Source organism: Acidisoma sp. S159 (assembly GCF_009766125.1).
Taxonomy (GTDB): domain Bacteria; phylum Pseudomonadota; class Alphaproteobacteria; order Acetobacterales; family Acetobacteraceae; genus Acidisoma.
On record NZ_LMUG01000059.1, the window covers coordinates 277,490 to 299,646 of the forward strand.

Annotated in this window: 19 protein-coding genes; 8 read left to right on the forward strand and 11 right to left on the reverse strand. The window is 62.6% G+C overall.

The features are described from left to right. Complete coding sequence (locus tag GSQ92_RS18105) at positions 1 to 1,101, reverse strand: sugar ABC transporter substrate-binding protein (protein WP_254065699.1); 1,101 nt, start codon at positions 1,099 to 1,101, stop codon at positions 1 to 3. Positions 1,102 to 1,256: 155 nt separating this feature from the next. On the opposite strand from GSQ92_RS18105, the gene GSQ92_RS18110 reads away from it, so the two are divergent. Beyond that, positions 1,257 to 2,015, forward strand: coding sequence for an HpcH/HpaI aldolase/citrate lyase family protein (locus tag GSQ92_RS18110; protein ID WP_159013813.1), 759 nt, complete (start codon positions 1,257 to 1,259; stop codon positions 2,013 to 2,015). 120 nt (positions 2,016 to 2,135) lie between these two features. Here the strand turns inward: GSQ92_RS18110 and GSQ92_RS18115 are convergent, their stop codons facing one another. Further along, positions 2,136 to 2,462, reverse strand: a complete 327-nt coding sequence (locus GSQ92_RS18115) for an NIPSNAP family protein (protein ID WP_158803635.1) — start codon at positions 2,460 to 2,462, stop codon at positions 2,136 to 2,138. Between the two features lie 585 nt (positions 2,463 to 3,047). Between GSQ92_RS18115 and GSQ92_RS18120 the strand changes: the two genes are divergently transcribed. From GSQ92_RS18120 to GSQ92_RS18140, 5 genes are all read left to right on the forward strand, one after another. Then, positions 3,048 to 3,308, forward strand: coding sequence for a hypothetical protein (locus tag GSQ92_RS18120; RefSeq protein WP_158803636.1), 261 nt, complete (start codon positions 3,048 to 3,050; stop codon positions 3,306 to 3,308). A gap of 234 nt (positions 3,309 to 3,542) precedes the next feature. Then, entirely contained in the window at positions 3,543 to 4,841 is a 1,299-nt protein-coding gene (locus GSQ92_RS18125; RefSeq protein ID WP_158803637.1) for a hypothetical protein, read from the forward strand. 70 nt (positions 4,842 to 4,911) lie between these two features. Beyond that, on the forward strand, positions 4,912 to 6,621 hold the full coding sequence (gene ade / locus GSQ92_RS18130) for an adenine deaminase (RefSeq protein WP_371418027.1): 1,710 nt from the start codon (positions 4,912 to 4,914) through the stop codon (positions 6,619 to 6,621). 7 nt (positions 6,622 to 6,628) lie between these two features. After that, positions 6,629 to 7,438, forward strand: coding sequence for a xanthine dehydrogenase family protein subunit M (locus GSQ92_RS18135; RefSeq protein WP_158803639.1), 810 nt, complete (start codon positions 6,629 to 6,631; stop codon positions 7,436 to 7,438). Further along, positions 7,435 to 10,143, forward strand: coding sequence for a molybdopterin-dependent oxidoreductase (locus GSQ92_RS18140; protein WP_159013814.1), 2,709 nt, complete (start codon positions 7,435 to 7,437; stop codon positions 10,141 to 10,143). Before GSQ92_RS18135 ends, GSQ92_RS18140 begins: the two co-directional genes overlap by 4 nt. Positions 10,144 to 10,156: 13 nt before the next feature. Here GSQ92_RS18140 and GSQ92_RS18145 read toward each other — a convergent pair whose 3' ends face one another. The 4 genes from GSQ92_RS18145 to GSQ92_RS18160 form a co-directional block, all read right to left on the reverse strand. Then, positions 10,157 to 10,747: a membrane integrity-associated transporter subunit PqiC gene (locus tag GSQ92_RS18145; protein WP_159013815.1), complete on the reverse strand. Its 591-nt coding sequence runs from the start codon at positions 10,745 to 10,747 to the stop codon at positions 10,157 to 10,159. Further along, entirely contained in the window at positions 10,744 to 12,429 is a 1,686-nt protein-coding gene (locus GSQ92_RS18150; RefSeq protein WP_158803642.1) for an intermembrane transport protein PqiB, read from the reverse strand. The genes GSQ92_RS18145 and GSQ92_RS18150 overlap by 4 nt, the downstream gene beginning before the upstream one ends. Then, positions 12,426 to 13,745 (reverse strand): paraquat-inducible protein A, encoded by a 1,320-nt coding sequence (locus tag GSQ92_RS18155; protein WP_216856869.1) that lies wholly within the window; start codon positions 13,743 to 13,745, stop codon positions 12,426 to 12,428. Before GSQ92_RS18155 ends, GSQ92_RS18150 begins: the two co-directional genes overlap by 4 nt. Before the next feature lie 64 nt (positions 13,746 to 13,809). Next, positions 13,810 to 14,856, reverse strand: coding sequence for an AraC family transcriptional regulator (locus GSQ92_RS18160; protein ID WP_158803644.1), 1,047 nt, complete (start codon positions 14,854 to 14,856; stop codon positions 13,810 to 13,812). A gap of 154 nt (positions 14,857 to 15,010) precedes the next feature. On the opposite strand from GSQ92_RS18160, the gene GSQ92_RS18165 reads away from it, so the two are divergent. Further along, a complete protein-coding gene (locus GSQ92_RS18165; protein WP_159013817.1) occupies positions 15,011 to 15,520 on the forward strand; it encodes a hypothetical protein in 510 nt (169 codons plus the stop codon). 6 nt (positions 15,521 to 15,526) lie between these two features. Here the strand turns inward: GSQ92_RS18165 and GSQ92_RS18170 are convergent, their stop codons facing one another. Next, entirely contained in the window at positions 15,527 to 16,645 is a 1,119-nt protein-coding gene (locus GSQ92_RS18170) for an FAD-binding oxidoreductase (protein WP_158803646.1), read from the reverse strand. Between the two features lie 73 nt (positions 16,646 to 16,718). Here GSQ92_RS18170 and GSQ92_RS18175 point away from each other — a divergent pair, with 73 nt between their 5' ends. Then, on the forward strand, positions 16,719 to 17,054 hold the full coding sequence (locus GSQ92_RS18175) for a hypothetical protein (protein WP_158803647.1): 336 nt from the start codon (positions 16,719 to 16,721) through the stop codon (positions 17,052 to 17,054). Here GSQ92_RS18175 and GSQ92_RS18180 read toward each other — a convergent pair. Genes GSQ92_RS18180 through GSQ92_RS18195 form a run of 4 tightly spaced genes read right to left on the reverse strand, consistent with a single transcriptional unit; the run spans position 17,051 to position 22,144 of the window. Next, positions 17,051 to 18,244, reverse strand: coding sequence for an FAD-binding oxidoreductase (locus GSQ92_RS18180; protein ID WP_254065701.1), 1,194 nt, complete (start codon positions 18,242 to 18,244; stop codon positions 17,051 to 17,053). The genes GSQ92_RS18175 and GSQ92_RS18180 overlap by 4 nt on opposite strands. Positions 18,245 to 18,255: 11 nt before the next feature. After that, a complete protein-coding gene (locus GSQ92_RS18185; RefSeq protein WP_158803648.1) occupies positions 18,256 to 19,827 on the reverse strand; it encodes an FAD-dependent oxidoreductase in 1,572 nt (523 codons plus the stop codon). Continuing rightward, on the reverse strand, positions 19,827 to 21,092 hold the full coding sequence (locus GSQ92_RS18190) for a cystathionine gamma-synthase family protein (RefSeq protein WP_158803649.1): 1,266 nt from the start codon (positions 21,090 to 21,092) through the stop codon (positions 19,827 to 19,829). Before GSQ92_RS18190 ends, GSQ92_RS18185 begins: the two co-directional genes overlap by 1 nt. Next, entirely contained in the window at positions 21,092 to 22,144 is a 1,053-nt protein-coding gene (locus GSQ92_RS18195) for a flavin reductase family protein (RefSeq protein ID WP_158803650.1), read from the reverse strand. The genes GSQ92_RS18190 and GSQ92_RS18195 overlap by 1 nt, the downstream gene beginning before the upstream one ends. Positions 22,145 to 22,157: the final 13 nt, after the last annotated feature.

Sequence of the window (22,157 nt, forward strand, 5' to 3'; positions counted from 1 at the left end):
CTATGCGGCCGGAAGGTTGACGTTGAGGGTACCGGGGCAGGGCGTTCCGGAAAGCGCCGCCTCGATGCAGAGCTTGACGATGGCGTTCGGGCCGGAATCGGTGAAGTCGTCAAAGAAGCTGTCCGGCTGGTCGGGGAATACCGTCTCGCCGACTTTCACGGTTTCGTCGGTCACGATGGCGAGCGGCAGATCGATGCTCTTCTTCGGGTATTGGCCGGCCAGAATACGGCGTGCGAGTTCCAGAGAGACAACGGACATAAAGGGCGGTGAGCCGATCGAGATGCCTTTGATTTTCTGGCCCTGATAGCCGATCATGAATTTGCGGAAGCCGTTCTCGCATTCACCGGCGGTTGGCGGCAGCGGGGTCCGCCCGGCGGAGATAAACGCCTTAAGCACGCCATCCGTGCCGCCCTGGCACCAGATGCCATCGATCTTGGGTAGCGAGGGCAATACGGCGGCGGTGTTCCGTTCGGCCGTCGAACTGTCCCACATGCCCGTATAACGGTTGACCACCTTGATGTTCGGATATTGCGCCCAGACGCTATCGGCGCCCTTGTTGCGATCGAGATCCACCTGAGTTCCGGCGACACCCGTCACCATGATGACATTGCCGGTGCCGTTCATTTGCTTGGCCAGCCACGCGGCAAGGGTCTTCCCGAGGTCGAATTGGCTGACATTGACCGAGAGCACGCCAGGCGCCGTCACGAGATTATCGAAAGCGATGACCACGATACCGCGTGACACTGCCTGGTGCAGGATTCCGTTCAGACCCGTAGGGGATGCCGCATCGATGATGATCGCATCGACTTCCTGCGCAATCAGGTTCGAGAGCTGTTGCGACTGCGTACTAACGCTGTTGCCCGAATTGAACCATGTGCCCTTCACATCCGACTTGAAGGGCTCCATCTGGAGCGCGGCCTTGAAGACGTTCTCCATTTCGAGGCGCCATTTATTGCCGATATAGGAATTCGAGAGCGCGATCTTATATGGCTTTGTGGCGGCTGCCAGGGCTGGGGTGGACAATCGTCCGCCCAGGCCCAAACCCAGGAGACCGGCACTACCAAGTTGGACGACAGAGCGGCGCGCGAGTAGTTTACTCACTTCGTTTCCCCCAATAAACCTGCATTTTCGCGCACTATCAACCAATCGCATCGACCTCACAACTCCCCAATTCGCGTCGGAGAGCGATCTTGACGGCTCGCCTTTCGCGCAATCGTCACTAAGGTCGGTCCGGCAATTTCGAGGCGATCGCTGTCATGCCAAACAAGCTGAAGCAGATCTGGGCCAGCGGTGGCGCGGCCATCAATGGCTGGCTTGCCATCCCAAATGGCTTCTCGGCCGAGGTGCTGGCGCAATGCGGCTGGGACAGCGTGACCGTGGACCTGCAACACGGCGTGCAGGATTACCTTTCCATGGTCACCTGCTTCCAGGCCATCCAGGTGCATCCGGTAATGCCCATGGTCCGACTGCCCTGGAACGAGCCCGGCATCATCGGCAAGGTGCTCGATGCCGGCGCCTACGGCGTGATTTGTCCGATGGTCAATACGGCCGAACAGGCGCGGGCCTTCGTCGCGGCTGCCCTCTATCCGCCCGCCGGAACGCGCTCCAACGGTCCGATCCGCGCCGGGATTTACGGCGTTACGACGGGCTACCAGAAGACCGCGAATGTCGAGACCTTGCGCATCCCGATGATCGAGACCGGCGAGGCGGTTTCCAATCTGGAAGCGATCCTGGACGTCGAGGGCGTGGATGCCGTCTATATCGGTCCGTCCGACCTCGGCTTCTCGCTTGGCCTTGTGCCGGTGCTGGACCGCGAGGAAAAGCAGATCCTCGATATCTACGAAAAAGTGGTGCGTGAAACCGCGAAGCGCGGCCTGGCCGCCGGAGTTCACTGCGGCACGGCCGCTTATGCGAAACGGGCGATCGGCATGGGTTTCAAGCTCGTCACGATCGGAAGCGACAGCGTTTTCATTGGGGCGGGGTCACGCCAGGCGATCGCAGAAGTTCGCGGCTGAGGTTTGTGCTGACCGGCCAAAAGCCGTTTTCAACGCCTCTGGCCATCAGGCGGCTCGACCGGTGCCCTGCTGTTAGCGGCATGGCACCGGCGAGAGGCCGCCCCGGCTTTAGGAGTTCGGCTATTTCACGGACGAAAAGCTGGTCGGCGCGAGGAATTCGTTCACGATATTGCTGACGAGCGCGCCGTCCTTCTCCGTCTCCGCGCGCTTGGCGATCCAATCCGCGTCGCTCTGGAACGCCGTCCATTTCGTTTCCCGCTCCGCCATGCTCTCCCATGCCAGCAGATAGGTCAGCGACTGATTTGAGGATCCTACCAAAGTCGTCCAGAAGCCGGCTTGCCGGATTCCATGGCGCTCCCAAATCTTCAGGGTAATTGTCTCGAAGCGTTTCATCACCGCCGGCAGACGACCTGGAACGCAGTGATAGATGCGCAACTCATAGATCATGACGCCATGTCCTTATGTACCATCGCATTATTGCGGCGATCATATGGGCGAAGCTTTCTCGCCTCGTCCGGGCGGATTCCTAACCTCACATAATCGCGACATTCTCTAGCCGAAAAATTCCCAGCCGCCCAGAACCCGCCGGGCCCCGATTGCCGCGGGAGGGTTCGTCGGAAGTTTTCGTCGGGATCGGAGCTTAGTACTCGCAATGTTCGTTGCTTCTTCGCGTAAAGAAGAATTAGAGTTTTCGATCGACGCTCAAGTGCCTGCAGCTGCTAAGGATCGTTTAACCTTGGGCGTTTGAGTGAAGAAAGCTATCGCAAATTCGAAAGCGCTGTTAGGAAATCAATTCGGAACCCTCGGCGCCGAAAACTTTCTTTTTTTTAATGATGGGAATTAAAGATTATGGCGCGACTTGCCAAAGCAACAAAGACCACAACGCCAACGGGACGCAAGCGAGGTCGGCCGCCCGGCAGCGGAACTAAAACCAGCGCTAAGGGCCCGGCGACCCGCGGCGCGAAAAAGGCGGCCGCTCCCAAACGCGCGACCGCAGTTGCTCCTCCTGTCGCGAAATTCAGCAAGGATGAATTGCGCGCCCAGGTCGAGAAACTGAAGCGCGCAAATATAAAGCTGCGCGAAAAGAATAAAGAGGCCGGCCGGTCGGGCCATCCCGCAGCCGCCGCGCGGATCGCTGAACTCGAAGACCAGGTGGCGCAGTTGAAGAAAGGCGCCGCGCCGACGAAGCCCGCGAAACGCGGCCGGAAGCCCTCCTCGACCCCTGCCAAGCGCGGCCGGCGCGGTGCCACTAACGGCAATGGCGCCACCGAGGACTCAGTCGGCGACGAGTAGAGCGGGCTTGTCGCTCGAGGGCTGGAGCCTCTGCCGGGTCCCAGCCCTCTCCGACGTAGGAGCGGTAGGGGCCTGCACGAAGATTGGCGATATTCTCGTCGATCGGGCATAATCTCGCGTTGTGCGACTCGGACAGACGTTGACGAAGTGGTCGCGTCTGCCACGACGATAGCTCAGCTCGAGGGAGTGCGGCAGGAGGTGAGATGGTGGCTTGGGTTTTGTCGTTGGGCGGTTATGACGGGTACGCTCGTCGCTCTGGCTGCCTGCGGGGCATCTGATTTCAACTACACGCCGAACGCGACCCAACAATCGGCGGGCGCCCAAGATACCTATTTCCTAGAATATTGCGCCGGTTCGGGCATGAAAATGAAGCCGGGATACCCTCCGGATGTCAGCGGGGGGCCTGGCGGTCACGCTGCATTCTATCTGGAAGGCGCCTGCCGGGACGCCAGTGCGGGCTACCCCACCTTGCGGATGTGCGATGATTTCCCGGCAGGCGCGGGGCAAGGCGCCGGCGTCAGCATGGATGGTAACTTCAGCAACGCGAACTGGACGGTCACCTCCGATCGCGATTTTTTCTATAATGGCGGGCTCGCGAAAGGCGAGCGGCTCACCGCGGGGGTTTTTCGCCAGGTGCAGCACACCGCGGAAAGCATGGGCATTCTGGACGGCCTCGTGTTTCGGCCTGAATTGTTCAACGACAAGCCGGCAGGAATGTCGGACGAGGATTTCCGCTACGGTCTGTCGGTCGGCACGGATTACGGGCTCACCATGGGGCGCGGCCTCTACTGCGCCCGGGTGCCTGTTTCGCGCCCCCAAATGGTTCGGATGGTGGCGTTCCTGAACGCCAAGAACGCCATGTATAAGACCGGACCGCGACACTTCACGAGTTCGATCATCGAGGATAACTGCGTTCATTTGCCACACAACGCTTTGGCGGCTTGCGACGTGATGAGTCCTTGGCCGACCAACGGTTTCATCCCGTTCGCTCTCTTCGACTTCCCAGTGCCGAAGAACGATTTCGTCAATGTCATGCGCCGGACCAATGATACCAGGATGGACGACCTCCTGGCGCTTTACGATGACCTGCCAGCACGGCGACAATTGCTCGAATTCGGCCGTCTCCCCTCCGAGCCAGGGGCGCTCGCGAGCGCCTATCCGCCCCATGCACCGAACGACGTGTTCGGCACGAAGCTCGACCTGATCTTCTACGACACGCCGGGATTGGGAGCCTACCCTGGCTGGTTCGACCAAATCTTCTCCGAGCCGCGATACATGGATGCGACCGCGAACCTGCATTATTTCGCGGCCCTCTACGCTCATCTGGCGGTGTCGCGGCGTCCCGTCGGGTTCTGGGAAAACAAGGTGGATGTCTCCGACCGCGCATCTTTCGCGGCGTTTTACGCGCGCTACTATGAGCGTCTCGCGACACTACGCGCCGAGATCGAGAGACAGCTTGGCGGCGAGGGCCCCAACCCGGCGATGGGCCTGTCTCGCGATGATGCGGCAGGCGTTGCCTTGGCGGCAGGCTGAGGGATCCGATAGCGCGCAGCGGCGAGAAAGTGGCTAGACTGCCAGCATACCGATGCCCAGGAGTCTCGTGATCGACGCAGACACAATTTCACGGCGGATCGCGCAGGGCACGGGTCAGGTCCTGGCCGACCTCGTGATCCGCGACGTGCGACTATTTGATCTCGTCACGGGCGATCTCATCGAGACAGATATCGCGATCGCGGGCGACACCATCGTCGGCACCTACGGGGCTTACGAGGCCCGGCGCGTGATCGAAGGGTGCGGGCGGATCGCGGTTCCCGGCTTTATCGATACGCATCTGCATATTGAGTCATCCCTGGTGACCCCAGCGGAGTTCGACCGCTGCGTGCTGCCGCATGGTGTGACAACCGCAATCTGGGACCCGCATGAAATTGCCAATGTCCTGGGGGAGGCGGCGCTCGACTATGCCTTGGCCGCGGTGGCGCGCACCGCAATGGATATTCGCGTGAACCTCTCGAGCTGCGTGCCAGCCACAGAATTCGAGACAGCCGGGGCTCGGCTGACGGCTACCGATCTCCTGCGCTATGCGTCTCACCCCAAGGTCATCGGCCTCGCGGAGTTTATGAACTATCCGGGGGTGCTCGCGGGTGATCCCGGCTGCCTGGCCAAACTCGCGGCCTTCTCGGAGCGGCATATCGACGGCCATGCACCCCTTCTGCGGGGGCTGCTGCTCAACGGGTATATCGCTGCCGGCGTTCGCACGGATCATGAGGCGACCACCGCTGAGGAGGCCCTGGAGAAAATCCGCAAGGGCATGACGGTGCTGATACGAGAGGGCTCCATCTGCAAGGATCTCGCGGCGCTGGCCCCGTTGCTGACCATCGCAACCTCGCCCTTTCTGGCTTTCTGCACGGATGACCGGAATCCGCTGGAAATTCAGCACGAAGGTCATATCGATTTCCTGATCAGTAGCGCCATAGCGCAAGGCGTTCCGCCCCTTGCGGCCTATCGTTCGGCGTCATTGACGGCCGCACAGGCCTTTGGCCTCGGGGATCGCGGGATGATCGCTCCCGGCAAGCGTGCGGATATCGTGCTGCTCGACGATTTGGCGGCGTGTTCCGTCTCTTTGGTGATCGCGGCAGGCTGTCCCGTAGATGATGCCCTGTTCGCGCAACGAGCGACGATCGAACCGGTTGGTCTTGACAGCATGAAGGCGGCGCCCGTCACGGCGGCTGACCTGCGTGTCTTGGCCAAGGGCTGGGCGGCGGGCGAAACGGTGCCGGTGATCGGCGTGATTCCAGGCAAGATCATCACCGCGCGCCTGGCTGTGGCGCTGCCGAAAGAGGATGGCGAGTTGCGCGCCGATGCGGCGCAGGATGTGGCCAAGGTTGCGGTCATCGCGCGGCATGGCAAGAACGACAATATTGGACGTGGCTTTGTCCGGGGCTTTGGCATGGCCCGTGGCGCCATCGCCTCCTCTGTGGGGCACGACAGTCACAATATCTGCGTCGTCGGTTCGGATGATGCGGACATGGCGCTGGCGGCGAACCGGCTTGGCGTGCTCGGCGGTGGTTTTGTGGTGGTGCTGGATGGGACGATCCTGGCCGAGATTGCTCTACCGGTTGCCGGCCTCATGAGCGATCGCCCGTTCGAGGAGGTTTGCGTGATGCTCGAGGCGCTGCGGGCGGCGGCGAGGGAACTCGGCGTGACTTTGGCCGAACCATTTCTGCAGGTGGCTTTTTTGGCGCTGCCGGTCATTCCGCATCTCAAGATCACTGACCTCGGCCTCTTCGACGTCGATTCGATGCGACTATTGTGAGACGGCGATGGATCTGAACACCGTCGAGGCGGTTCTGCGTCCTCGCATGCGATCGGAACTCCCCCCGTCAGCGAGCGGCGACAGTTTTCTTGCCGGCGGAACCTGGCTTTTCTCCGAGCCACAGCCTGCCTTGCGGCGCCTGGTCGATCTTTCGGCACTTCGCTGGGAAAGTTTGCGGCGGACGGAGACAGCGCTGCATGTCGCGGCTACTTGCACGTTCGCCGAATTGGAGGCCTTCGAGGCGCCGGTCGATTGGATTGCGGCGGAGCTGATTACCTCCTGCTGCCACGCGTTGCTCGGCTCCTTTAAGATTCGAGGGGTGGCGACGGTGGGTGGCAATCTTTGCCTCGGTCTCGCCGCTGGACCCATGGTGGCGCTTGCGACGGCGCTCGACGGGACATGCGTGATCTGGAGCACCGACGGCGGGGATAGGCTGCTGGATGCCGTCGAGTTCGTGGCGGGCCCGGGACAAACCGCATTGAGGCCTGGCGAACTGCTGCGTGAGATCCTTCTGCCAGCAGCCGCCTTCCGGCGGCGGACAGCATTCCGGCAGGGGTCGCTCACGACTTATGGCCGGTCGGCGGCGCTACTGATCGGAAGCCGCGACGGCGTTGGTTTCACGCTCACGATTACGGCGGCGACGCCGCACCCGGTGCGGATCGTTTTCGACGGATTTCCAGAGTCAGCTGAGCTAGAAGCACGAATCGATGTCGAGGTGCCAGCCTGGTACGACGATATCCATGGCGCCCCCGACTGGCGCCGAAACCTTACGCATCTTCTCGCGCAGGAGATCAGGCTGGAGTTGTCGGCACCTTGAGGCTCGTCATCGACGGCGAGGATCGAGAGGCCACGCCGCAACCGGGGCAGTGCCTGCGCACCCTGCTTCGCGATATGGGAAGATTCGGTGTGAAGCGGGGATGCGACGCTGGCGACTGCGGTGCGTGCAGTGTCTTGCTTGACGGTGTACCGGTGCATTCCTGCCTGATGCCGGCGTTTCGCGCGGAAGGACGGGTTGTCACGACCGTTGCTGGATTGGGCAATCCGGCGGCGCTCCATCCGACGCAGAAGGCTTTCCTCGACGCTCAAGGATATCAGTGCGGCTTTTGCACAGCGGGAATGATCGTAACGGTCTCGGCGCTCGATCAAGGCCAGCTCGCGTCTCTTCCGGAAGCGATGAAGGGCAATCTTTGTCGCTGCACCGGCTATCGGGCAATCTCGGACGCGGTTGCGGGCGTCACGAACGTGATGACCGAACACGCGGTGGCGACGGTCACCGGCAGAGATTTGGGTGCGCCGAGCGGGGTCGCAGTGGTGACGGGGACGGCGCGCTACACTTTGGATGTTGCGGTGCCCGGTCTTACACATCTTAAGCTGCTGCGTTCGCCACACGCCCATGCGCGCTTGGTCGCGATCGACACCACAGCAGCCTTGGCTGTTCCAGGTGTACTATGCGTACTGACCCACGAGGATTCACCACAACATCATTTCTCGACGGCGCGTCATCAGGATTGGCGTGACGATCCGGATGACTCTGTCGTGCTGGACAGCGTCATGCGTTTTGTCGGGCAACGGGTCGCGGCCGTAGTGGCGGAGACCGTGGCCGCGGCCGAAGCCGGCTGCGCACAGTTGCATGTGACCTACGAGGTGCTCCCCGCTGTTCTGACGCCGCAATCCGCGCTGACACCGGGCGCGCCGGCGGTTCATGACGGTCCTCCTGAGGTGATGCGTGAGCGGCGTATTCGTGATGCCGCCCATAACCTCGTCGCGGAGCTAGCGGGAGGCGTAGGCGATCTGGCCGCGGGCCTGGCGGCAGCCGACGTGGTACATTCGGCTGAATATCACTCTCAGCGCGTTCAGCACGCGGCGATGGAAACTAATGCCGCGATCGCCTTTGTCGATGCGGATGGCATCTTGGTCATGCGGACGAGCACGCAGGTGCCCTATCTGGTTCAGACCGCGCTTGCCGATTTGCTTAAGCGACCACGCAAAACTATCCGTGTGCTTTGCGAGCAGGTAGGTGGCGGTTTCGGCGGCAAGCAGGAGATGCTGATCGAGGATATTCTGGCACTCGCGACGCTGCGGGTGGGGCGGCCGGTGCAGTTGGAGCTTACTCGGGCGGAACAGTTCGCCGCCACGACATGCCGGCACCCGATGACGGTTAGCGTGCGGCTTGGAGCGCGACGGGACGGGACGCTCACGGCGTTGGAGTTGGATGTGCTGTCGGATACCGGTGCTTACGGCAATCACGCCATCGGCGTGTTGTTTCACGGCTGTGGTGAGTCGGTGGCAATCTACCGCTGCCCGAATAAGCGCGTCACCGGACGCGTGGTCTATACCAATACGCCACCTTCTGGCGCGTTTCGCGGCTACGGCTTGAGCCAGACCATTTTCGCGATCGAGAGTGCGATGGATGAGCTTGCGGTCAAACTGGGCATCGACCCTTTCGATCTGCGGCATCGCAACAGGATAAAACCAGGCGACCAGATGGTATCATTCGGCGGATCGCCGGAGGACGTCGAATATGGCAGCTACGGCCTCGACCAATGTCTCGATCTGGTGCGCGACCGGCTCTCCGCCTGCACCGAGCAAGCCGAGAGCACGGATTGGAGTGTCGGTAGCGGGATGGCGATGGCGATGATCGATACGATTCCGCCACGCGGGCATTTCGCGACGTCCAGGATTCAGATCGCGGCCGATGGGCACTACGAACTGACCGTGGGGACAGCGGATTTCGGTAGCGGGAGTTCGACGGTGCATCTCCAAATCGCGGCGGAGGCGCTTGGCTCGCTGCCGTCACGGATACGGCTCGCGCAATCGGACACGGCACTGGGCGGTTATGATTCCGGCGCATTCGGCAGCACGGGCACGGTGGTGGCCGGGCTCGCGACGCAGCGCGCGGCGGAGGCATTGGCGGCTCTGATCCGAAAGCGGGCGGCATCGATGCACGGGCGAGAGGAAGGTAGCTCCGTGCTTCATGCCGATCACGTTGAAATTGCAAGTCAAGAGGTGTCGTTGGGTGAATTTGCCGGATTGGCGGCGGAAGGAGCGAGCGACGGGTCGCGGCGATCTATCGCCTTTAATGTGCAAGGGTTCCGCGTGGCCGTACACCATCCGACGGGGCGGATCCGTATTCTGAAGAGCGTGCATGCCGCGGATGCCGGCAGGGTCATCAATCCCATGCAGTGTCGCGGCCAGGTGGAGGGTGGCGTGGCGCAGGCCTTGGGAGCCGCGCTTTTCGAAGAATTGCGGATTGACGCGTCAGGGGCCGTCTCGAACGCGGCATTCCGTTCCTACCATATCCCGACAATGGCCGATCTGCCGCCGACCGACGTCCTGTTCGCCGATACCTACGATCTCATAGGGCCTGCGGGGGCCAAGTCGATGAGCGAAAGTCCGTTCAACCCGGTGGCGGCGGCGCTGGCGAATGCGGTCGCGGACGCGACCGACGTGCGGTTCCGCCGGACGCCACTTGCCGCCGATATTGTCTGGCGCGCGCTTTCGCAACACGCAGCGGCGGGTTGATCCTGTCGGCTGCCTATCGGTGCCGCGAGGTAAGCGCGGCTGCGACGGCGTCGGAAAGTTGCCCAACCGCAATGCTCATCGCGGCGACCTGTCCTGTGAGATCCGGCTTCGGCGGAACAGCGACAAGCTGCAGGCTTCTGGAAACGCTCGCGCGATCGACATTGGCGAAGGTGACAGCAAGCTGAGCCGTGAGGCGAACCTTGCCGTCCGAATCCGTGTCGAAGCGTTGGATGTTGATTTCTACCGTGGCGTCCGGTAGCGGGGAAATCGCGCCGCTTTCGCTGTACACCGAGGTTCCAGGAAGGCGCTGATCGATTTCGGCCGTGAGCACGCGAATCATCATCGCGCCGAATGATTCACCCCACCAGTTATTGGCCTCGACGTCGATTCTGTAGTTGCTCGACGAGCGGACGATCTGCTGGCGATCGAGATAGGGCGCAAGACCGATATCACGCAGCATGACGACATGCGGACCGTGCGGGCGCGTGACGCCGGGTACCTGGTCGAGCGTGTAAAGAACCGGGCTAGGCGATGCGCAGGCCGCAGGTAGCAGCGCGATGGCAAGCAGTCCCGAAACGGTGGTCCGGCGCGTGATGACGGTCATTGTACTCCTCCCGTGCGGCCGCGTATCAGTGCTTCGGGGTGACGTGTCAGCAGATCCGACAGAGCGCGGAAGGATTGTGCCATGCCATTGAGCTGCGTCATCAAACGGTCAAGCTGCCGGCTGAAATGCGAATTGTCGCCATAGCCTGTATTCGCCGAGGCAAGCACCTGGCTTAGATGAGTGAGCGCCGCTTCCAGACCAGCCGTCAATGCCGGCAATTTCTTCATCGTTGGGCCCATGCCGGCATCCATGTGTTTTACCAATTCCTGCGCGGATTGCAGGGTGACCGAGAGTGAGGTGATGGCCTGCTTGGCTTGCGGGCCATTGGCAAGCTTGTCTAGGCCCTGGAATGTGCCCGATAGGCTGTTTCCGATTTGATCGAAAGGAAGAGCGCCCACTTTTGCCATCAGCGCCGTCGCTGTGTCGGTAAGGCCGGCGAATGTGCCTGGCACGGTGGGGATCACTATGGTGTTCCCCTCGAGCGACAGCTCGGCAGGCTTGGCATTGGGCATGATGGTAAGAGCCACCTGCATCTGTCCGGTGATGAGGTTTGCGCTTTGGATCTGCGCCCGCAAGCCATGCTGCACCAGAAGACGCGTGTTCTCCAACGGGCCGCGATTTGCCGCGATCTGAATGTTTTTGATCCGCTCTGGTTCGATCTCGAAATGGACGGGTGTCAGGATTGAGTCGGTTTTCGGATCGTACATGATGTCGACGTTGGTGACCTGGCCGACCTTTATTCCCTGGAAGCTGACAGGCGAACCCGGCGCCAGTCCAGCGACTGATCCACTGAAGTAGGCGGCGAAGGGAACCCTGCGACGGAACGCGGCTTGGTCGGCCGCGTCCTCATCCGTGTAGAGCGGGAAGTTCCGCAAGTCGGGGCTGGGCGGAGCATCGTCCGCCGACGCGGGCGTATCGAAGGCTATGCCGCCGAGGAGCAGTGCGTCGATCGACTGCACCTGAATGCGCACGCCCTCGGCGCCGAGTTTGACCGAGAGGCCAGAGGCATTCCAGAAGCGCGATTCGTCATGCACGTAGCTGTCAAAGGGCGCACGCACGAAGGCATGGATCGTGACGCTGCGCGCCATGTCGCCGATATCCCAGCCGAGGATTTGGCCGACCTGCAAGTCGCGATAAAAGACCGGCGAACCGAGTGTCACGGAACCCACGCGGTCGGCCTTCAGCATGAAGGTTCGGCCAGGAACATCGGTCTGCAGAACTGGCGGAGTTTCCAGCCCCGTGAAATGAGTTTGGCTCTTCGTGCCGGTTTTGGACGGCAATAAATCGATATAGGAACCGGAGAGAAGCGTGCTCAGGCCGGAAATGCTGCCTGCGAAAAACCTCGGCCGCACTACCCAGAACCGCGTCTGGTTCGTGATCAGCGGGGTTGCTTCACGCGTCAACTGCACCGTGACGGCGACGTGATCCATGTCCTTGGTCAGTCGCACCGCGGTCACAGTGCCCAGATCAACTTCTTTGTGTTTGATGTGGGACTGACCCGCGAGAAGTCCCTCAGCGGAATCAAAGGTGATGGTCAGAGTCGGACCGCGCTTCGACAAAGTATCCCATACCAGCCAGAGCCCGATCAGCAGCGTGACAATGGGGATGATCCAGATCAGGGAAAATCTGCGCCTGCCGCGCCGGGGCTCTACCGCGGCTGTGGGAAGAGGATAATCGCTCATGATGTCGTCCTGGAAGATGCGGCCGCATCCCACATCGACCGGGGATCAAAGGCCTCGGCCGCGAAGATCGTGAGAATCACGACGCCGCAAAAGGAGATCGCGCCGAAGCCTGGCTCGATGGTGGCTATTGCACCGAATTGGACCAGCGCCACCAGGATCGATTCCATGAAGATGTCGATCATCGACCAGCGGCCGATCACGCTGACGATACGGTAAAGGCGCGTGCGGTCGAGCAGGCGCCCGGCCCAGGCGAATTGCGTGGAGATCATCAGAATGATCAGGCCCCCGAGCTTGAGCACGGGCACGAGGATGCTGGCGAAAAAGACCAGAGCGGCAAGCGGATACATGCCGGCGTCGAGCAATTCCTCTACGCCGCCGAGGATCGTGCTGGGTGCGCCGCTGCCCAGATGCACGACGGTCAGAACCGGATAGACGTTCGCGGGGACATAGAGAACGATCGCGGCTATCACGAGCGCCCAGCACCGCGCCATGTGATTGGGTTTGCGATGATGTAGCCGCGATCCGCATCTTGAACAGGAAGGCCGGGAACCGACGCCGAGGAAGCCGACCTTCCCGCAGGTCTCGCAACTAGCCGGGTGCCGGCCCTCGAAAAGCATGACCGTCGCGTTCGTTCCTCTGGATTCATCTGACAGGCCGCGGCGTTCCATCTCTTCCCAGACTGCCTGGCGGTCGAGCACCGCGTCGGCTGCCACGGTCGTCAGGATCAGCAGGCCAAGCGCATACAGCGCCAGACCTATGTCGATATGGACGATATCCACCAGTTTCACGTAGGCGACGAAAACACCGAGGAGATAGACCTCGACCATCGACCAGGCGCGCAGCCGTTCGATCCAGCCGAAAACGCGGCGCAGATGGCGGGGCGGCCGCGACATTTTCAGTCCGATAAGAACATAGGCCATGCCGAGCAGTTTGAGGAACGGCGCCGCGACGGTTGTGAACAAGACGATGAGCGCGAGTTCCCAAATGCCTCGCTGCTGCAGGCGCTCAGGACCAGTGAAAAGATCGGCACTCAGGCTAATCCCCGCTGTGCTGACACTCATCAAGGGCATCAGGCAGGCAACCCCAAAGAGGGAGAGGGCCGCCATAGTCATTGCCAGAGCACGATTGAGGGAATCGGGATGGGTTCGGCGCAGCATGGTGTGGCACCTGGGGCAAGATGCCGAGGAAGAATCATCGAGTGCCGGAATCGTTTGGAGCAGACCGCAATGCCGGCACATTGCCGGGCGCGGCAGGGTTTGGTGCCTGGGAGGTGTCTGGTCCGCGATTGGTCGCGGATCATTCATTGCAGTGCTCATCGGCTGCGTGCCAAGAAACGGGCGCTATGTCGCCTTGACCGAAGGTGCCTGGAGCTTGGCAAGTTCAGACAGTCATGCCGACTTCGGCCGCGCGGGAATCGCGATCGGATGATGTTCGGTGGCGCCATGATCCGGGTGTCACGCCGGACCAGCGCTTGAAGGCTCGTACAAAAGCACTTGTCTCCGAATATCCCACCATCACAGCGATCTCGCTAACTGGCAGATCCGTTCGTCCCATAAGTTGTCGCGCCGCGCCATAGCGTGCGTCCCGGAGGATCGCGCGAAAACTTGCCCCCTCTGCCTCCAAACGCCGATGAAGCTTGCGCTGGCTTATGCCAAGAAATTCCGCAATTGCCTCGGTTTCGAACTCCCCTGAACTCAACGTCTCGCTTACCCGCCGATGGACAATATCACGAAATTCGTCTGGCGCCTCGGCTAGAAGCTGTTGCATATCCTTGACGAGCAGCTTGCGCAGGACCGGTTCTGCTTGACGGACAGGATGGTCCAGCCACGCGGCCGGAAAGGATACCCCCCAACTGTCGCAATCGAAGCGCAGCGGGCTCTTGAAGAATTCTTTGTAGGGCTTGAGGTTTGCAGGCTTGCGGCGCGAGAAGAACACTTCGGTCGCCGACCAGCGTGGACCGCACAAGGCCTGCAGGATCAGAAAGCTTATCGCCACCGCGCCGTCGCCTACCTGATCGGCGCCTTCGATTTCCGGATGATAGACCCGATAGTTGACCACGGCGAGGGGGCCGTTCACCCGAAGCGCGCTGGTCGCGCCGCGATCGTGGAGCTGGAAATATTCGCCCACGCTGTCGACGGCGGCACCCACGGTCGGGGCATGTTGAGCCGCGAAACCAACTCGCCCGAGGCTGCTGAATCCGCCCTTCTGGCCAACCAAAAGCCCAAAATCATCGCGTTTCGTCAGAGCCGCGCAGCGCGAGGCGAGCCGGCAGAGCGTCGCATAGGGGATGACATTCTCGAAGTCGTTGAAAATATCAGAACGGATGCCGAGGTCCGACAGCACTGGCTCCAACGGTATGCCGAAATGCCCCAACACAGAGGGTATCGGCATCGCGGCGCTCACCCGAATCATGCCCGGCCCGATCATAGTCGCAGCTCGCTGATCCGTTTAACGATACGTCCGAGAAAGGTAACATTTTCGTTATTTTGGTCAAGCCAAAGCTCTAGAAGAGGGCTAAGAGTTCAAGAACTGGTCCGGCGGTCGCCTGATCCTTGACTGTAACGCATTGAAAGAGCGTCCTATGTCGTCGAATTATACGGGCCACACTCCGGTCGCCTCATCAATTGGGCGGCGGCATGTCAAGGCGATCTTGCAGGCCGTCGCCGTCCTGGCCCTACTCGCGGGCTGCGCGAAGTCTGGTGCCGGTCCGCAAACCGTGGAGGGCATGAGCCCGGTCGGCACCGTGGAGATGCACCAGGTCCAGGCCGCCTATATCGGCAGCGCGAGTGGCGGCGCTGGGACGCTCTTCTTCAATGGTCAGAGCTATCCCTTCGACATCGGTGGCGTGGGAATTGGCGGCATCGGCGCCTCGAGTATCGAGGCGACTGGCGACGTCTATGGGCTCCAGACCGTCGCGCAATTCGCCGGCTCTTATGGGCAAGGCCGCTATGGCTACGCTCTTGGAGATATGAGCGGCGGCGACATGTGGCTGAAGAACGAAAAGGGCGTGGTCCTCCATCTGCGCGCGAAGCGGGAAGGGCTGATGTTAAGCCTCGGCGGTGACGTAATGGTCATCAAGTTCACGCAGTAGTCGCGCCTACACGGTCTCCAGCCCGGCGGCGAGCCGCGTGATCTGCGCCTCCGGACGTTCGCCGCTCAGCGCCTGCGCGGCGAATTCACCGGTCAGCGGGCCGAGCTTGAAGCCATGGCCGGAGCAGGCACTGATGATCCAGCCGCGCGCGCCGACGGCACGCTGCACGAAGTGCTCGTCCTCGGTCACCGTATAGAAGCAGGCTTTGCGCTCCAGGACCATGTAGCGGTCGAAATCGTGGATCGCGAGGGGAAGCACGCGCATCAGCCGGGCGACATCCTGATCGGTCGCGGTGCGATCTTCATCCGCATCGCCACGGCGCGTGAAGACGTGGTCGCCGATCTTGAGCCGCGTGCCGCGCCGGGGAGGTAGCATGTAGCAACTGCTCTCGTCGCCGATATCGGCCATCACGGGCGCCTCGGACCAGGCATGGGCGAGGTCGGACGGCGGGGCGAGGAACATGACCGCTTGCCGGGACGGTACCGCTTCCGGCCGTAAACTCGGAACCAGCCGGTCGTTCCAGGCGCCGGCCGCCATGACGACGCGATCGCCGCCGAAGACACGGCCATCGCTGGTGACAGTCGCTCGCTCGGGGTCGATTTCACTGACGAGACTGTAGCTGTGGAAGACGACGCCGCGGCCGGCGAGATGAACCACGAGATCCGTCAGGATGCGCACGGGAAAGAGCATCCCGGCGCCATCGGTTTCCACGATCCGCGTGACGGTCTCGAGGTTGAGCATGGGGAAGCGGGCGGCGGCGCGCGCGAGGGGAATGTCGCGGTAGCCGATGTTCATCTCGGTCAGGGAGCGGGACGTGCTGGGGTACCAGGGATTGTCGCCACGCATGAAATAGACTGCGCCACAGGGGTCGTAATGGGTGGCACCGATATCACGCCAGATCTGGTCCCACATCCGGAAAGCCTCGGGCATGAGCGCCGCATAGCCTTCCCATTCGCCATAGGCGTGGCGGGTGATGCGGTGTTCGTCCCAGGAGGAGGCTTTGGGATTTGGGATCGGCCCCTGCTCAAAGACCTCCACGGCGTAGCCGCGCCGCGTCAATGCCCAAGCAGTGGCGAGACCCGCGATGCCAGCACCGACGATGAGGATTTTTCCGCGAGCAGTCATGGCGATCTCCAGGGACGATTCAGACGGTATCAACGATTGGTCAGGCAAGCTTTAACCTCACTCAGGGCTAGCCATGAACGACATGCGCCTTCATCACGTTGTGAGTTATTTCCGGCAGCCCGAATGCAACGGTAACGAAGATGGACATTTCACGCCGGCGGTAGATGCGGCGCGGCTTCCCAGGGAACAACAGATCCTCGCGATGCAGAATTTCCTCAGCCGGGAGAAGCTCTCGCCGCCGCTCAAGCGCATGCTGGGAGCGCTCTATCGGCCGAATAGAAGCAGGAGCGAAAGCTCATTGTACGAAGGTCTCAAACACATCCTGGCGCTGTATTTGCAGAACAGGAGGCATCCAGTTCCGCGACCCGGCCCCCGTCGAGGTGAGATCCAAAGCATAGCAGCTGGCTAGAGTATAGCCGCGTTCCGTTGCGTGGTCGTTGCCGCCGATACTCCCGATGGCACCCATCCCTGCCTTTCGCGCCAGTCACGTGGCAGGTTGGAGAAGCGGTCCAGGCCGAGCTTGTCGATGTCGGCGAAGCTGCAGCGGCCCTCCATCACAAGATCACGAATCGCGTGGCCGGTCGCCGGGGAAAGGCCAAAGCCGACGCTGCTCATCGTTGTCACAATAAGATTGTCGGGTTCGCGCAGACGCTCGATTACTGGGCGGCCATCCGGCGTGTTTTCGATGATGCCGGCCCAACTGCGGATCACGCGCACATGCGCGGCTTTGGGAAACAGTTCGACCAGGCGTTTCGACAAGTTCTGCAGTAGTTGCGTGGAGGGGCGGGCGGTGCTGCCGCCGATCGCAGGCGTATCTTCCAGCCATTCATGCGGGCCGCCGCCATAGGCGAGATTGCCGCGTAGCGTCTGCCGTCCGTAGAGTCCGTTGCCATCGACACCGCCGATCGCCATGAGCGGCAGGGGCTCGGTCACGATCATCTCCGCCCGAGCCGGAGCCATGGGCAGGTAAATGCCGATTGTCTCCAACAAAGCTGCTGTCTGTGGCCCGGCGGCGAGTACCAGATGGTCGCAGTCAAAACGCCCGCGATCGGTTTCGACGGCTTTTATGTGGCCGCCTTCCATCACCAGCGACGAGACCGCCGTATGCTGGAGGATGCGGGCGCCGTGATCCTGCGCCGCCCAGGCGTAGGCCTGCACGGTTCGCTGTGGATTCGCCTGGCCGCCGAAACGGTAATGCACGGCTCCGACAACGTTGTCGCCAGCCAGCGGCACGAGCGAGCGCGTCTGCTTCGCGTCCAATATGTCGTAGTGGTAGCCCATGCCTTTGCAGATATCGCCGTGGTCCTGATATTGCGCCAGCTGCGCCTGCGTCAGCGCGATGATCACGCGCTCGCGACGGTATTCCGTGGGATAGCCGAGCAGCTCATCCATCTGCGGCCATAGCCGCTGCTCCTCGTCGAAGAGCGGGCTTTGGTAATGCGTGCAACCGCCGCCGTTGCGGCCAGAAGCTTCCCAGCCGACGATGCCCTTCTCGATGACGAGAACATCCACGCCCTCGCGCGCCAGCCACCAGGCGGCGCTCAGGCCCGTCACTCCGCCGCCGATGATGATGACGGAGGCCGCTTTTCTGTCGCTCACGGCAGCGTCCTTCAGAAATGCATCATGCGGCCGGCGCGGTCGATTTCGCGCTCGGTGCCGATATCGGCGTAGGGAATCCACTGTTTGCGGATGCCGAACCACACGTTCCAACCCTCCGCCATCTCGGGCGATTCATCGGCCGCCGCCAGCACGCCGAGCGGCAGCGGACGCACCGGCGCGCGGTAGCCGGCAAGTGCGACCTGGGCGAGCGGCACATCGGCGCCGATCGCGAGGAGCATCGCCACCTGTTCCCGGCAGCGGCGCGCCTGACATGGACCCATGCAGGCACGTGTGAGGCGCTTGATCTGATCCTGGTTGACCGGACCGTCTTGCGTGAGTGTCGAGATATCGCGGCGATCGATTGGCGCGCCGAGGTAGCGCGGTGGTTGCACCGTGAGCACGTCGCGCCGCGTCACCTCCTCGCAGGAACAGGCCACGACATCGAGCCCGCCAGCGGCGATGAGCGCGCGCATCCACTCCATGTGATAGGCGTCGGTGTCGGCCGGCGCCAACGGCGTGCGGACTGACGGTTCGGCTGCGGTCACCTCGTGGCCGAGCGAGCGCATTACGCTCCGCGCGATGACGCGGCCATCTACGGCGGCGTCACCGCCCAACCCAGCGCAGTCGCCGGCAAAGAAGACGCCATCGGGTGCGTTTTCCACGGTCGGCACATAGGCCCCGGCATCACTGCGGCGGAGACGGGCGCCTGCCACGTCGGCAAGCTCCACCACGGGAACTGCGCCGATCGCCAATACGATCGTGTCGCAGCTGACGGCCCGCTGATTGCCGCTGCCGACATCGGCGAGTATGGCGCTGGCTACGCCCTCGGCTGTGCCGCGTGCTTCCTGAATTGCGTGGCCCGTAATGACTTCCACGCCGCGCGCGACAAGTGCGGAGACGTCGGCTTGCGGCGCGCTTCGCACCTCAACCAGCGCCGCGACCTCGAGGCCGCGATTGAACGCGAGCGTCGCGGTCTGCACCGCGAGGTCGCCTGAGCCGAGGATGACGAGGCGGTGGCCGTTAAACGCCTCGTAACGGGTAAGGAGGCTGGAGAATCCCAGCGCGCCGATCACCCCCGGCGTCTCGAAACCGGCGAAGCTGTAGACGAGGTCACGCGCGCCAGTCGCAATGATTAGATGTTTGAAACCGCAGAGCCAGGAGCGTGCCTCATCCGCCAAGCCCACAGCCGGTCCGGGAAGCGATTTCAGGTTCGGACCGGCCACAAAGGCGCCCCAGGCATAAGTGCCGAGCCGCACATCGACGCCAAGCTCGAAGGCTTCCTCAAGACCCGGATTCGTCGCCAGCAATTGCTCCGTCATGCGGCCCTGATTCTGCACGGCGGCTGTCCAGCGGTTGCCGAAGAGCAACGGCACATCCATGCCGACGAGACCCGCGCCTAGCGGGTTCTCATCGACCAGCATCACTTGCACGCCCGCGCGGGCGGCCTCGATGGCGGCGGCGAGGCCCGCTTCACCCGCGCCGATCACCAGTAGCTCGACGCTCTCCGCGACCGCCGCATGCTTGGCGCCGATGGCGTGGAAATCTGTGCCGTCCTCGTCGTGACGGGGCGCTTCATCTTCCATCAGACGGCCTCCAAGGCTTGTTCGAGGTCGGCGATCAGGTCATCGGCATTCTCGATGCCGATGGAGACGCGCATCGTGGCGGGGCCGATGCCGACCTCGGCACGCAGTGCTTCTGGCACCGCGTAATGCGTCGTCGTCGCCGGGTGACAGATGAGCGTTTCGGTGCCGCCCAAGCTGACCGCGAAGCGCAGCAATTTCAGGCGGTCGAGGAAGCGGGAAGCCGCCGCCTCATCGCCGCGTGTGCTGAACGAAAAGGTCGAGCCCGCGCCGCCGCATTGCCGATCGAAGACCGCGCGGTCGGGCATACCCTCCTCAAGGAAACCGAGATAGGTGATGCCGGCGATCTTCGGATGGTCGCGCAGATACTCCGCCACAACGCGCGCATTCCGCCCCGCGCGCTCGGTTCGCAGCGACATGGTTTCGACGGACCGGAGCAGCATCCAGCAGCTATGGGGATCGCAATGACAACCGAGCAGGGTCCGCAGCTTTTTGAGTTGGCCCACGAGAGCGGCCGATCCGCTCACGCTTCCGGCGAGGAAGTCGCTGTGCCCACCAGCATATTTCGTGAGTGAGGTGACACAGAGATCGGCGCCTTGCTCCAGCGGCGACTGCAGGAATGGGCCGAGGAAGGTGTTGTCGACCGACACGATCGGCCGCCGCCCCTGGGTCAGCGCGATACGGTCGGCAAGGCGGGCGATAAGGGCGATATCGGCGATGGTGCCGATTGGGTTGGTTGGGGTCTCCACCATGATCAAAGCAAGCGGGCCACGCGCCGTCGCGGCGTTCGCGATCTCGGTGAGATGCGCCTCGTCCGTGCCATCCGTGAATCCGAAGGGCGTGATACCCATTTCGTTGAGATGGGTGTGCAGCAGCATGTCGGTGCCGCCATAGATCGGCCGGCTGTGCATCACGGTATCGCCAGGACGCAGGAAGTTCAGCGCGAGCGTCGAAATCGCCGCCATGCCGGAAGAAAACAGCGCGGCATCCTCGGCGCCATCCAGGGCCGCGACGCGGGCTTGCGCCATGACGAGATTGGGGTGGTCCAGACGGGCATAGATGAAGCCAGGCGCGCCACGCTCCGGCACCGCGCCATCAAAGAAGGCACGGTGGACCTCTTTCGCATTCGCGGCGGAGGGATAGACGAAGGTCGAGGTCATGTAGATCGGCGGCTTGGCGGCGCCGCCATGCTCGGCCGGATCATAGCCCGCGCCGACCGCGAGGGTTTCGAGGCTCAGCCGGCGGTCGGTCTCGGGCAATCCCGCCATCACAGCATCTCCAGCGTCAGGTTCGATCGGGCGTAGGAGCAGCAGGCGAGGATCTCGCCAGCCGCGATCTCGTCTTCCTCGATGCCGCCCTGGTCCTTCATCTCGACCTCACCGCTGATGCGGCGGATACGGCAGGTGCCGCAGATACCTTCCCCGCAGGCATAGGGGATGGCAAGGCCGAGTCGGGTGGCAACGGCGAGCAAAGTCTCCTCGGGTCCCGCTTCCGCTTCCTTGCCGGAGGGTTCGAAGCGGAGGCGGTGGCGGCCGCTCGCGGTGGTTCGGGCTGAGGGCGCGGCGGGTGTGCCGGTCAGTTCGGGGATCGGGACGGCGGTGAAGGCTTCCTTGCGGAAAGCGCCAGCCGGCCCGCCGGCCGCGGCGTGGGCCTGTTCGACCGCCGCCATGAAGCCGACGGGGCCGCAGCAAAAGACTTCTCGGATGGCTAGATCTGGCGACATGGCGGCGAAGGCGGCGGCATCGGGCCGGGTGGCGCCGCCGGTTGCGAGCCAGTCCAGCTTCCAGGTGCCGAGCTCAGCGGCGATGGCCTCGATCTCAGGCTTGAACAGCCAGTCGGCTTGGGTGCGGCCGAGATGGACGTAGTGAACCGGTGTGCGGTCTGTGATGTCGCGCATCCAGCGGGCGATGGCCGCCATCGGTGTGGCGCCGCTGCCGGCCGAGACGAGCAGAAGCGGGCGGGCAGGCGGCGCGGTAAGGCAAAAGGGTCCAGCGGGCGGCATGGCCTTCAACCGCATGCCGGGCGCGAGCTGCGCATGCATCCAGGCGGTGCCGCCGCTTTCCGCGCTTGTGCCGTCCTGCCGTTTGTTGGTGATCGAGATCGAATCATGTTGCTCCGGAGAGGAGGCGATCGTGAAACAGCGCCAGACGGGGCCGCTCGGCAGAGGTAGTTCGAGCGTGACGAACTGGCCGGCATAGAAGTGGACGAAGGCACCGGATTCCGGGGCCATGCGGAAGGTCTTCACCCCTGGCGCCTCGTCCGATATGTCGAGGCAGCGCAGCCGGTCCTCGCCGCCGCGCCAGAATCCAGAAACGCTCATCGCTTCCATGTGG